The sequence below is a fragment of the Streptomyces sp. UNOB3_S3 genome (assembly GCF_020740895.1).
Classification (GTDB): domain Bacteria; phylum Actinomycetota; class Actinomycetes; order Streptomycetales; family Streptomycetaceae; genus Streptomyces.
The window spans coordinates 1-14,231 of the sequence record NZ_JAILXP010000041.1; the positions used below are offsets into that span (position 1 = coordinate 1).

General features: G+C 73.6%; 1 pseudogene (running past one end of the window). It reads left to right on the top strand.

Features of this window, described 5'->3' with window-relative positions:
• Positions 1-41: 41 nt before the first annotated feature.
• Positions 42-14,231 (top strand): annotated as a pseudogene (locus K6I33_RS07175) (SDR family NAD(P)-dependent oxidoreductase) (its annotated part continues 13,956 nt past the right edge of the window); the annotation flags it as partial.

A 14,231-nucleotide genomic window follows, 5' to 3' on the forward strand; every position in this document is an offset into this window, starting at 1 on the left:
GGTGGTGACGTCGAGGGCGGCGGCCCACCGCCGCCCTCGACGTCACCACCTGGCCGCCCACCGGCGCCGAGCCCGTCGAACTGACCGGACTCTACGACCGGATGGCCGTCGGCGGCTTCGACTACGGCCCGCTCTTCCAGGGCCTGCGCCGCGCCTGGCGGCGCGACGACGAGATGTACGCCGAGGTGTCCCTGCCCGAGGCCGGCCAGGGCGACGCCGCCGCCTACGGCATCCACCCGGCGCTGCTGGACGCGGCCCTGCACGTCACCGCGTTCAACGGCATGGAGCGCGGCGTCCTGCCCTTCTCCTGGGAAGGCGTCACCCTCCACGCGTCCGGCGCCTCGGCGATCCGCGTCCGGGTCGTCCGCACCGGCGACGACTCGGTGTCCGTGACCGTCACCGACGCCGAGGGCGAGCCCGTCGCCTCCGTCGAGACCCTCGTCCTGCGGGCGGTCTCGGCCGACCGCGCCGACCGGCTGACGGGCGCGGGCACCACGGGCGCGATCGGCCGGGACTCCCTGTTCCAGCTGCGATGGGCACCCGCACCCCGGCGCGGGACGCGAACGGGCGCCGCGGAGGGCCCGGTCGCGGTCCTGGGCGCGGAGGCCCCCGCCGCATTCCCCGCCGAGCGCTACACCCACCGTACGGACCTGGCGGCGCTGGCCGAGGCCGGCGACGTGCCGGGCACGGTGCTCGTCCCCGTGGCGGGCGACGGCTACCCCGACGCCGTGGTGGACTCCGTCCACACCACGACGGCCCGGGTCCTGGGACTCGTACAGGAGTGGCTGGCGGACGACCGGTTCGCCGAATCACGACTGGTGTTCGTCACCCGGGGCGCCACGGTCGGCAATGACCTCGCCGCGGCGGCCGCGTGGGGCCTGGTGCGCTCGGCACGCTCGGAGCACCCGGACCGCTTCGGCCTGCTGGACCTGGAAGGCGACGAGGCGGCCTGCCTCACCGCACTCCCGCGAGCCCTCGCCCTGACCCCCGACGAGCCGCAACTGCTCGTCCGCGACGGCGAGATCCTCACCGCGCGACTGGCCCGGGCCACGCCCCAGGAGACCACGACCTCCCCCTGGAAGGCTGACGGCACCGTCCTCATCACCGGCGGCACGGGCGGCCTCGGCCGCGCCGTCGCCCGCCACCTGGTGACCGCGCACGGCGTACGCAACCTCCTCCTCGTCAGCCGCAGCGGCCCCGCCGCCGAGGGCGCCGGGGAACTGGCCGCCGAACTGACCGCCCAGGGCGCCGGGATCACGGTCGAGGCGTGCGACGTCACGGACCGGACGGCCGTGGACGAGCTGGTGGCACGGCACCGCATCACGGCCGTCGTGCACACGGCCGGCGTCCTCGACGACGGCGTGGTGGAATCCCTGACGCCGGAGCGGCTCGCCACCGTCCTCCGCCCGAAGGCCGACGCGGCCTGGCACCTCCACGAGGCGACCAGGGACCTCGACCTCGACGCCTTCATCACCTTCTCCTCCGTCTCCGGAGTCTTCGGCGGCCCGGGCCAGGCCAACTACGCGGCCGGCAACGCCTTCCTCGACGCCCTCGCCCAGCACCGGCGGGCCACCGGCCGCACCGCCGTCTCCATGCCGTGGGGTCCGTGGACCCAGGACGGCGGCATGACCGGCACCCTGTCGGACGTCGACATCCGCCGCATCGCCCGCTCGGGCATGCCCGAACTCACCCCCGCCGAAGGCGTCGCCCTGTTCGACGCCGCGCTGACGGTGGACGACGCCGTCGTCCTGCCCGTCCGCTTCGACCTCCCCGCCCTGCGGGCGCAGGGCGACACCCCCGCGCTCCTGCGCGGCCTCGTCCGGGGCCGCGCCCGCCGCTCGGCGGCGACGGCCTCGGCGGCCGCCGCCGGACTCGTGGGCCGCCTGACCGGGCTGGGCCCGGTCGAGCGCCACGAGGTGCTCCAGGACCTGGTCCGCGGCCAGATCGCGGTCGTCCTGGGCCACGCGGACGCGGACACCGTGGACCCGTCGCGCCCCTTCCAGGACCTCGGCTTCGACTCCCTGACGGCCGTCGAACTCCGCAACCGGCTGAACGCGGCCACCGGCCTGCGCCTCTCGGCCACCGTCGTCTTCGACTACCCGACCACGGAGGCCCTGGTGGGCTTCCTGCTGGACGAGCTGTTCGGCGGCGAGGCGGAAGCCGCGCCCCAGGCGCCCGCCGCCACCCTGCCGGCGGTGGCCGACGACCCGATCGTGATCGTCGGGATGAGCTGCCGCTACCCGGGCGGGGTGTCCTCCCCGGAGGACCTGTGGCGGCTGGTGTCGGAGGGCGCGGACGCGGTCTCCGGCTTCCCGGCCGACCGCGGCTGGGACGTCGAGGCCCTCTACAACCCCGACCCCGACATGCCCGGCACCTCCTACACACGCTCCGGCGGCTTCCTCCACGAGGCGGGCGAGTTCGACCCGGAATTCTTCGGGATGAGCCCTCGTGAGGCCCTGGCGACGGACTCCCAGCAGCGGCTGCTGCTGGAGGCGACCTGGGAGGCGATCGAGCGCGCGGGCATCGACCCGCTGACCCTGCGCGGCAGCAGCACCGGTGTCTTCGCCGGCGTGATGTACAACGACTACGGAAACATGCTGGTCGGCGACCAGTTCGAAGGCTTCCGGGGCAACGGCAGCGCCGCCAGCATCGCCTCGGGCCGGGTGTCGTACACCTTCGGCCTGGAGGGCCCGGCCGTCACGGTCGACACGGCCTGCTCGTCCTCGCTCGTCGCCCTCCACTGGGCGGCCCAGGCGCTGCGCTCGGGCGAGTGCTCGCTGGCACTGGCGGGCGGTGTGACGGTGATGTCGACGCCGACGACGTTCGTGGAGTTCTCCCGCCAGCGCGGCCTGGCGGCGGACGGCCGCTGCAAGGCCTTCGCCGACGCCGCCGACGGCGTCGGCTGGGCGGAGGGCGTCGGCATGCTGGTCCTGGAGCGGCTCTCGGACGCGAAGCGTCTCGGGCACCAGGTGCTGGCCGTGGTGCGGGGTTCGGCGGTCAACCAGGACGGCGCCTCCAACGGTCTGACGGCGCCGAACGGTCCGTCGCAGCAGCGGGTGATCCGCCAGGCGCTGGCGAGCGCCGGGCTGTCGGCCGCCGACGTGGACGCCGTCGAGGCGCACGGTACGGGTACGACGCTGGGTGACCCGATCGAGGCGCAGGCGCTGCTGGCCACCTACGGTCAGGACCGGCCGGAGGACCGGCCGCTGTGGCTGGGCTCGGTGAAGTCCAACATCGGCCACACCCAGGCCGCCGCCGGCGTCGCCGGGATCATCAAGATGGTCATGGCCATGCGGCACGGCGTCCTGCCGCACACCCTGCACATCGACGAGCCGTCCACCCACGTGGACTGGTCGGCGGGCGCGGTCGAGCTCCTGACCGCACCGGTCGACTGGACGGCCGCGGAGGACGGCCGGCGCCGGGCGGGCGTGTCGTCGTTCGGCGTCAGCGGGACGAACGCGCACGTGATCCTGGAGCAGGCGGAACCCGAGCCGTCGGACGTGCACGTCGTGGACGCTCCGGAGCCGGGCGCGGTCGTCGTGCCCTGGGTGCTGTCCGGCAAGACGGAGGCGGCCCTGCGGGATCAGGCGTCGCGCCTGCTGACGCACGTCGACGGGCAGCGTCCCGTGGACGTGGGCTTCTCGCTGGTGTCGAGCCGTTCGAACTTCGCGCACCGCGCGGTGGTACTGGGTGAGGACGCCGAGTCGCTGACGGGTGCGCTGGCGGCGCTGGCATCGGGTGAGCCCGGTGCCGGTGCCGGTGTGGTCGAGGGCTCGGCGGGCTCGGGGAAGACGGCGGTGCTGTTCTCGGGCCAGGGCTCGCAGCGGCTCGGCATGGGCCGGGAGTTGTACGGGCGCTTCCCGGTGTTCGCCGACGCGTTCGACGCGGTGTGCGCGGGTCTGGACGAGCACATGGACCGGCCGCTGCGTGAGGTGATCTGGGGCGAGGACGAGGAGCTGATCAGCCGGACCGCCTACACGCAGGCCGGGTTGTTCGCGGTCGAGGTGGCGCTGTTCCGTCTCGTCGAGTCGTGGGGTGTGCGTCCGGACTTCGTCGCCGGGCACTCGATCGGCGAGGTCGCGGCGGCACACGTCGCCGGGCTCCTCCCGCTGGCCGACGCGTGCGCGCTGGTGGCGGCCCGTGGCCGGCTGATGCAGGAACTGCCCGCCGGTGGTGCGATGGCGGCGGTCCGGGCGACGGAGGACGAGGTCCTGCCGCTGGTCGCGGACGATGTCACGATCGCCGCTGTCAACGGCCCGTCGTCGGTCGTCGTCTCGGGCACGGAGGAAGCGGTCGCCAGGATCGCCGGGCACTTCGAGGCCGAGGGCCGCAAGACCAGCCGCCTCCGCGTCTCGCACGCGTTCCACTCGCCGCTGATGGCACCCATGCTCGCCCGGTTCCTGGAGGTCGTGGAAGGCCTGTCCTTCGGCGCCCCGACCGTCCCGGTCGTCTCCAACCTCACCGGTGGCCTCGCCAAGCCCGAGGAGCTGGCTTCCGCCGCCTACTGGGTCCGCCACGTCCGTGAGGCCGTGCGCTTCGCCGACGGCATACGCACCCTCCACGCGGCGGGCGTGACCCGCTTCCTGGAGCTGGGCCCCGACGGTGTGCTCACCGCCATGGCCCGCGAGTCGGTGCCCGACGAGGCCGCCGTGCTCGTGCCCGTCCTGCGCAAGGACCGGCCCGAGGAACTGACGGCGCTCACCGCCCTGGCGCGGCTGCACGTCTCCGGTGCCGCAGTGAACTGGCCCGCCGTGTACGCCGGGACGGGCGCGCGGCGCGTGGACCTGCCGACGTACGCGTTCCAGCACCAGCGGTTCTGGCCCACGGGCACGATCGCACGCGCGGGAGACGTCCGCTTCGCGGGCCTGGGCTCCGCCGACCACCCGCTGCTGGGCGCGGCGGTGGAGCTGGCGGGCTCCGACGGCCTCCTCTTCACCGGACGGCTGTCCCTCCAGACCCACGCGTGGCTGGCCGACCATGCCGTCCTCGGTTCGGTGCTGGTGCCGGGTACGGCGCTGGTGGAGCTGGCGCTGCGGGCAGGCGACGAGGCCGGTTGCGGGGTGCTGGAGGAGCTGACGCTCGCCGCGCCGCTCGTCCTGCCCGAGCAGGGCGGCGTACAGGTGCAGGTGCGCGTCGGCGAGCCCGACGAGGCGGGCCGTCGCGCCGTGACCGTCCACTCGCGCGAGGGCGACGAGCCGTGGACGCTGCACGCCGACGGTTTCCTCAACGCCGAGGACGCCGAACCGCAGATTTTCGATGCCTTGACGTGGCCGCCGGCGGGTGCCGAGCCGGTCGATGTCACGAGCAGCTACGAGGAGTTCGCGGAGGCGGGCTTCGACTACGGTCCGGTGTTCCAGGGCCTGCGCGCGGCGTGGAAGCTCGGCGACGAGGTGTTCGCCGAGGTGGCCCTGCCCGAGGACGTGGACGGCGGCGCGTACGGTCTGCACCCGGCGCTCTTCGACGCCGTCCTGCACGCCTCCGCGGTCACCGGCTCCGAAGACCGCCGCGGTGTCCCGTTCTCGTGGACGGGCGTCTCGCTGCACGCCACAGGGGCATCCGCCGTACGGGCCCGTATCCGCACCGCCGCCGACGGCGGGCTGTCCATCGCCGTGGCCGACACGGCCGGTGCCCCGGTCGCGTCCGTGGAGTCGCTGGTGGTCCGGCCGATCGCGGCCGACCAGCTCCGCACCGCCGACCGCGACTCGCTCTTCGCGCTCGACTGGACCCCGGTCCAGATAACGGACGCCGAGGCCGTGCCGTACACGGACCTCGACTCGCTGGCCGACGACGACGCCGTCCCGGCCGTCGTCGTGACGGCGGTGACCGGCGCTGACGACGAGGTGGTGGACTCGGTCCACGCCGCTGCCGCCCGCGCGCTCGCACTCGTCCAGTCGTGGCTCGGCGAGGAGCGATTCGCCTCCTCGCGCTTGGTGTTCATCACCCGTGGCGCCGTCGCGGGCGACGACCTGGCCGGTGCCGCGGTGTGGGGTCTGGTCCGCTCGGCGCAGTTGGAGAGCCCGGGCCGCTTCGGTCTGGTGGACCTCGACGGCGAAGCCGACGCCACGACCGTCCTGCCGCAGGCGCTGGCCGTGGACGAGCCGCAGCTGCTGATCCGTGGCGGAGAGGTGCTGGCCGCCCGCCTCGGCCGCGTGGCGTCCGAGCCTGTCGCCGAGGCCCCCTGGCGCTCCGGCGGAACGGTCCTCGTCACCGGTGGCACGGGCGGCCTCGGCCGTATCGTCGCCCGGCACCTGGCGACCGCGCACGGCGTGCGCGACCTCGTACTCGTCAGCCGGAGAGGCCCCGCCGCCGAGGGCGTCGAGGAACTGGTCGCCGAACTGGCCACCCACGGCGTGGACGTGGCCGTGGAGGCGTGCGACGTCGCGGACCCGGCTGCGGTGGCCGATCTCGTCTCCCGGCACCGGATCACGGCTGTGGTGCACACCGCCGGCGTTCTGGACGACGGAATCATTGCTTCCCTCACCCCGGATCGTCTCTCGGCGGTCCTGCGGCCGAAGGTCGACGCTGTCTGGAACCTCCACGAGGCCACCAAGCACCTCGACCTCGACGCGTTCGTCGTCTTCTCCTCCGTCGCCGGTACCTTCGGCAGCGCGGGTCAGGCGAACTACGCGGCAGGCAACGCCTTCCTCGACGCACTCGTCCTGCGCCGCCGGGCCGAGGGGCTCGTCGGCGCGTCGCTCGCCTGGGGCCCGTGGGCCCAGGACAGCGGCATGACGGGCACGCTGACCGACGCCGACGTCCAGCGGATCGCGCGTTCCGGTATGCCGGTGCTGTCCGTGGAGCAGGGCCTCGCGCTGTTCGACGCCGCGCTGCCGGTGTCCGCGTCGCGGCCGGCGCTGCTGCCCGTACGCCTGGACCTCGCGGCCCTGCGGGCGCGGGGCGAGGTGCCCGCGCTGCTGCGCGGCCTCGTCCGCACCCGCGTCCGGCGTACGGCCGGCGCGGGCGCGGCCGCCGCCTCCGAACTGGTCCGGCGGCTGGCGGCGGTCTCCGAGGCCGAGCGGCGCGACGCGCTGCTGGACCTCGTCCGTACACAGATCGCCGTCGTCCTCGGCCACGCGGGATCGGACACGGTGGATCCGTCGCGGGCGTTCCAGGACCTCGGCTTCGACTCCCTGACCGCCATCGAGCTCCGCAACCGCCTCGGCAGGACGACGGGCCTGCGGCTGCCCGCGACGGCGGTGTTCGACTACCCCACCGCCCGGGCCCTGGTGGGCCATCTGTACGACGAGCTCTTCGGGGCGGAGCCCGAGGCATCGCTCCAGGCCGTCGGCTCGCTGCCGTCGCTCGTCGACGATCCGGTGGTGATCGTCGGGATGAGCTGCCGCTTCCCGGGCGGGGTGTCGTCCCCGGAGGACCTGTGGCGGCTGGTGTCGGAGGGCGTGGACGCGGTCTCCGGCTTCCCGGCCGACCGTGGCTGGGACCTCGACGACCCGGACCGTGAGGGCGACATCGCCACCCGGTCCGGTGGATTCCTGCACGACGCGGGCGAGTTCGACCCCGAGTTCTTCGGCATGAGCCCCCGCGAGGCCCTGACCACCGACGCCCAGCAGCGGTTGCTGCTGGAGACGACGTGGGAGGCCCTGGAACGGGCCGGAATGGACCCGGCGACGCTGCGCGGCAGCAGGACCGGCGTCTTCGCGGGCGTCATGTACCACGACTACGCCCAGCTCCTCTCCGGGCGTGAGTTCGAGGGCTATCAGGGCAGTGGCAGTGCGGGCAGTGTGGCGTCTGGCCGGGTGTCGTACACCTTCGGCTTCGAGGGCCCGGCGGTGACCGTCGACACGGCCTGCTCGTCCTCGCTCGTCGCACTGCACCTGGCTGCCCAGGCGCTGCGTTCGGGTGAGTGCTCGCTGGCACTGGCCGGTGGTGTGACGGTGATGTCGACGCCGCTGACCTTCGTCGAGTTCTCCCGCCAGGGCGGGCTCTCCGCCGACGGCCGCTGCAAGGCCTTCGCGGACGGCGCCGACGGCGTCGGCTGGGGCGAAGGCGCCGGCATCCTCGTGCTGGAGCGCATGTCGGACGCCCGTCGCAACGGTCACCGGATTCTGGCGACCGTGCGCGGTTCGGCGGTCAACCAGGACGGTGCGTCGAACGGTCTGACGGCGCCGAACGGTCCGTCGCAGCAGCGGGTGATCCGCCAGGCGCTCGCGAGCGGTGGATTGTCCACCGGCGATGTCGACGTCGTCGAGGCGCACGGTACGGGTACGACGCTTGGTGACCCGATCGAGGCGCAGGCGCTGCTGGCGACGTACGGCCAGGGACGGCCGGAGGAGCGGCCGCTGCTGCTCGGCTCGGTGAAGTCCAACATCGGGCATACCCAGGCGGCAGCGGGCGTGGCCGGGATCATCAAGATGGTCATGGCGATGCGGCACGGTGTCCTGCCGCGCACGCTGCACGTTGACCAGCCGTCGTCGCACGTGGACTGGTCGGCGGGTGCTGTGGAGCTGCTGACGGAGCGGACGGACTGGCCGGAGGGTGAAGGGCCGCGCCGGGCGGGTGTGTCGTCGTTCGGCATCAGCGGGACGAACGCACACGTGATCCTGGAACAGGCCGAGCCGGAGCCCGAGCCGGTGGAGGCATCGGAATCGGGCGCGGTCGTGCCCTTGTTGCTTTCCGGCAGGACCGAAGCCGCGCTTCGGGCCCAGGCGGCACGCCTGCTGGCCCACCTCCAGGACCAGCCGGAGCCGAGGCTCGCCGATGTCGCGTACTCGCTGGTGATGAGCCGGGCGGTCTTCTCCCACCGGGCCGTTCTGCTCAGCGCGGACCGGGACGACGTCCTGCGCTCCCTGTCGGCGCTCGCGGCCGACCGGTCGGAGGAGCACGCGGAGGGAACGACGCGCCCGGGCAAGGTCGCCTTCCTCTTCTCCGGCCAGGGCTCCCAGCGGCTCGGCATGGGCCGTGAGCTGTACTCCCGCTTCCCGGTGTTCGCCGACGCGTTCGACGCGGTGTGCGTGGGTCTGGACGAGCATATGGACCGGCCGCTCCGCGACGTCATCTGGGGCGAGGACCCGGAGGCGCTGAACCGGACCGTGTACGCCCAGACGGGCCTCTTCGCCGTCGAAGTCGCGCTCTTCCGGCTGCTGGAGTCCTGGGGCGTACGCCCGGACCAGTTGCTCGGCCACTCCACCGGTGAGATCGCGGCCGCGCACGTCGCGGGTGTCCTCTCGCTGGACGACGCCTGCCGGCTCGTCGCGGCTCGCGGACGGCTGATGCAGGCCCTGCCCCCGGGCGGTGCCATGGTGGCCGTACGGGCCACCGAGGACGAGGTCCGGCCGCTGCTGACGGACGAGGTCGCGATCGCGGCGGTCAACGGGCCGTCGTCGGTGGTGGTCTCGGGAGCCGCGGAGGCCGTCGGGGCGGTCCGTGCCCACTTCGAGGAGCAGGGCCGCAAGACCACCCAGCTCCGCGTCTCGCACGCCTTCCACTCGCCGCTCATGGAGCCGATGCTCGCGGACTTCCGCGCCGTCGCCGAGAGCCTGACGTACGGCACCCCCACCATCCCCCTCGTATCGAACCTGACCGGTGAAGCCGCCACCGACGAGCAGCTCCGTTCCCCGGAGTACTGGGTGCGGCACGTCCGGGAGGCGGTTCGCTTCTCCGACGGCGTGCGGACGCTGCGGGCGGCGGGCGTGAGGTCGTTCCTGGAGCTCGGACCGGACGGGTCCCTGTCCGCCCTGGCCGCCGAATCGGCCGACGACGAGGCCGCCTTCGCCCCCGCCCTGCGCAAGGGCCGGGACGAGGAGCGGGCGCTCCTCGACGCCGTCGCCCGCCTGTACGTGCTCGGCGCGGACGCCGACTGGTCCGCCCTCTTCACCGGTACCGGCGCACGCCGGGTCGACCTGCCGACGTACGCGTTCCAGCGCGAACGGTTCTGGCCCACGGGCGTGCAGGCCCGCGCCGGTGACGTGCGCTTCGCGGGCCTCGGATCGGCCGGACACCCGATGCTGGGCGCCGCCCTCGAACTCGCCGACGCCGAGGGCCACCTGCTCACCGGCCGGCTGTCCGTGCAGTCGCAGCCGTGGCTCGCGGACCACGTCGTCCAGGGCGCGGTCCTCGTCCCCGGCACCGGACTGCTCGAACTCGCCGTCCGGGCCGGTGACGAGGTCGGCTGCGACCTCGTCGAGGAACTCACGCTCACCGCGCCCCTGCTGCTGCCCGAGGAAGGCGGGGCGGTACAGATCCAGGTGCGCGTCGGCGCACTGGACGCCACGGGACGCCGCACCCTCGGCATCCACTCCCGGCCGGAGGGCCGGGTGCTCGACCCCTGGACCCAGCACGCCACCGGCGTGCTCGCCCCGGGCGCCGGGGCCCCGGACACCGACACCTCTGCTGCCTGGCCCCCGGCGGGCGCCGAGCCGCTGCCCGTCGAGGGCGCGTACGCGACGTTCGCGGAGTACGGCTACGCCTACGGCCCGGTGTTCCAGGGCCTGCGGGCCGCGTGGCGGGCGGGCGACGAGCTGTTCGCCGAGGTGGCGTTGCCGGAGGGCACCGATGGTGGGACGTTCGGTCTGCACCCGGCGCTGCTGGACGCCGCCATGCACGCCGCGATCCTCGCCGGTGACGGCGGGGGCGGGACGGTGGTCCCCTTCGCCTGGACCGATGTGGCGCTGCATGCCGTGGGCGCCTCGGCGGTCCGGGTGCGTCTCTCCCGCAAGGGCGACGGCGCGCTGTCGCTGACGGTCTCCGACGTGACCGGCCGACCGGTGCTCACGGTGGGCTCCGTGGCGGGCCGGCCGGTGTCGGCCGAGCAGCTGGACGCCGGCGGACGCACGGGTCGGCCGCTGTACGGGATCGAGTGGTCCGGCGCGGCGGCTGCGGATGATGCGGTGGTGTCGTGGGCGCCCTGGGAGACGGTCGCCGATCTCGACGCCGTGCCGGACGTCGTGGTGCTGGACTGCGGCGCGACGGAGCCGGCGGGCGATGTGCCCGATGGCGTACGGGCCGTGCTGAGCCGCGTGCTGGACGCGGTGCAGGAGTGGCTGTCCGACGAGCGTTTCGAAGGTTCGCGTCTTGCTGTGGTCACGCGGAATGCGGTGGCTGTGGCTGATGGTGTGGCGTTGGATGTGGTGCAGGCTCCGGTGTGGGGTCTGGTGCGTTCGGCGCGGGCGGAGAATCCGGGCCGGTTCGTCCTGGTGGACACCGATGGGGATCCGGGGGAGGCGCTGGTCGCGGCGCTGGCCTCGGGTGAGCCGGAGGTGGCGGTGCGTGGTGGTGAGGTGCTGGTGCCGCGCCTGGTGCGTCTGACCTCTGAGCTTGAGGCAGCGGATGTCTCCCTTGATGTTGAGGGTGGGGTGCTGATTACCGGTGGTACGGGTGGTCTGGGCGCGGTTGTGGCCCGTTACCTCGTGGCTGAGCGTGGTGTCCGGCATCTGACGCTGACGAGTCGTCGGGGTCTGGAGGCTCCGGGTGCTCTGGAGCTGGTGTCGGACCTGGCCGACCTGGGCGCGGACGCACGGGTCGTCGCCTGTGATGTGTCCGACCGTGCGGCGCTGGCCGCCGTGGTGGACGGAATCACCACCGACCGGCCGCTCACCGCCGTGATCCACGCTGCCGGAATCGGTGACAACGGCCTCGTCGGGGCGCTGACCCCCGAGCGCGTCGACGCCGTGCTCGCGCCCAAGGCCGATGCCGCCTGGTGGCTGCACGAGCTGACCCGTGAGATGGACCTGACGGCCTTCGTCACCTTCTCCTCGGCCGGCGGGCTCGTCCTCGCCGCCGGGCAGGGCAACTACGCGGCCGCGAACGTCTTCCTCGACGCCCTGGCGCAGCAGCGCCACGCCGAGGGGCTGCCCGCGACGTCGATGGCCTTCGGCCTGTGGGACGTGGGTGCCGGGCTCGGCCAGTTCCTCAGCGACGTCGACCGCAAGCGCATGGCCACCCAGGGCGTCCCGGTGCTGTCGCACGCGGCGGGTCTGGAGCTGTTCGCGGCCGGGCTGGATTCGGAGCGGCCCGCGGTCGTTCCCATCCATGTCGACACGGCTGCCCTGCGCACCCGTACCGACGAGATCCCCGCCCTCCTGCGCGGCCTCGCCCCCAGGGTCCGGCGTGCCACGGCCGCCGACGCGACCGCCGTCACCGCCACCGGACTGCGGGCGCGCCTGGCCGGGCTCACCGGCGGCGAGCGACACCGTGCGGTGCTCCAGATCGTGCGCGGTCAGGTCGCGGCCGTGCTGGGGCACGGATCGGCTGAGGCGATCGGTGCGGAGCGGGCGTTCCAGGAGCTCGGTTTCGACTCCCTGGCGGCGACGGAGCTGCGCAACCAGCTCAACCGCGTCACCGGTCTGCGCCTCCCCGCCACCCTCGTCTTCGACCACCCCAACTCCCTCGCCGTCACCGACCACATCCTCACCCTGGTCGCCGACCAGGACGGGACGGTGGCGGGTGCGGTGACCGTGGCCGGCGGCGGACGGCGTCCGCTGGACGACGAACCGATCGCCATCGTCGGCATGGCCTGCCGCTACCCCGGCGGCGTCACGTCCCCCGAGGACCTGTGGCGGCTGGTCGCCGACGGCGTCGACACCGTCTCCGACCTGCCCGTCGACCGCGGCTGGAACGTCGACGACCTCTACGACCCCGAGCCGGGCAAGGAGGGCAAGAGCTACACGCACCGCGGCAGCTTCCTCCACGACGCGGCCGACTTCGACCCCGGGTTCTTCGGCATCTCGCCCCGCGAGGCCACCTACATGGACCCGCAGCAGCGACTGCTGCTGGAGGTGTCCTGGGAGGCGATGGAACGCGCCGGTATCGACCCGGCCACGCTCAAGGGCAGCAGGACCGGCGTCTTCGCCGGTGTCATGTACCACGACTACGCCCTGAACGTGTCACCCTCGGGCACCAGCGGAGGCAGCGTCGTCTCCGGCCGCGTGTCCTACACCTACGGTTTCGAAGGCCCGGCGGTGACGGTCGACACGGCGTGCTCGTCGTCGCTCGTCGCGCTGCACCTGGCGGTGCAGGCGCTGCGTTCGGGTGAGTGCTCGCTGGCGCTGGCCGGCGGTGCGACGGTGATGTCGACGCCGGGCATGTTCATCGAGTTCAGCCGTCAGCGCGGGCTCTCCGCGGACGGCCGCTGCAAGGCGTTCGCCGGTGCGGCGGACGGCGTCGGTTGGTCCGAGGGCGCGGGCGTCCTCCTCGTCGAGCGGCTCTCCGACGCCCTGCGCAACGGCCACGAGGTGCTCGCGGTCGTACGGGGCACGGCAGTGAACCAGGACGGCGCGAGCAACGGCTTCTCCGCCCCCAACGGCCCCTCGCAGCAGCGGGTGATCCGCCAGGCCCTGGAGAACTCCGGCCTCGCGCCCACCGACGTCGACGCGGTCGAGGCGCACGGCACGGGTACGACGCTGGGTGACCCGATCGAGGCGCAGGCGCTGCTGGCGACGTACGGTCAGGACCGCGACGCGGACCGGCCGCTGTGGCTGGGCTCGGTGAAGTCCAACATCGGTCACGCACAGGCGGCTGCCGGTGTCGCGGGCGTCATGAAGATGGTCATGGCGATGCGCAACGGCCTGCTGCCGAAGACCCTGCACGTCGACGAGCCCTCGCCGCACGTCGACTGGTCGGCCGGTGCCGTCGCACTGCTGACCGAGCCGACCGCATGGCCCGAGACCGGACACCCGCGACGCGCGAGCGTCTCGGCCTTCGGCATCAGCGGCACGAACGCGCACGTGGTCCTGGAACAGGGACCGCAGCCGGAGAGCACCGACGAGACGGACGCGGACACCTCCGGCATCGTGCCGTGGCTGGTCCACGCCGCCACCCCCGAGGCGCTGCGCGCCCAGGCCGGCCGTATCCGGTCGTTCGTCGCGGCCCGCCCGGAGCTCACTCCGTACGAGGTGGCCCACTCGCTGGCCACGACGCGGTCGGCCCTGGAGTCCCGTGCGGCGGTCGTCGGCACGGACCGCGCCGAGCTGCTCGACGGCCTGGAGGCCCTCGCGCGCGGCGAGTCCGTACCCGCCGCCTTCACGGCCTCCGCGCGGAGCAACGACTCGACGGCCGTGCTGTTCTCGGGTCAGGGTTCGCAGTGGTTGGGGATGGGGCGGGAGTTGTACGTCCGGTTCCCGGTGTTCGCGGATGCGTTTGACGCGGTGTGTGCGGGGCTGGACGGGCATCTGGAGCGGCCGCTTCGGGATGTTGTGTGGGGTGAGGACGGGGAGCTGGTCGATCAGACCGTCTATGCCCAGGCCGGGTTGTTCGCGGTCGAGGTGGCGTTGTTCCGT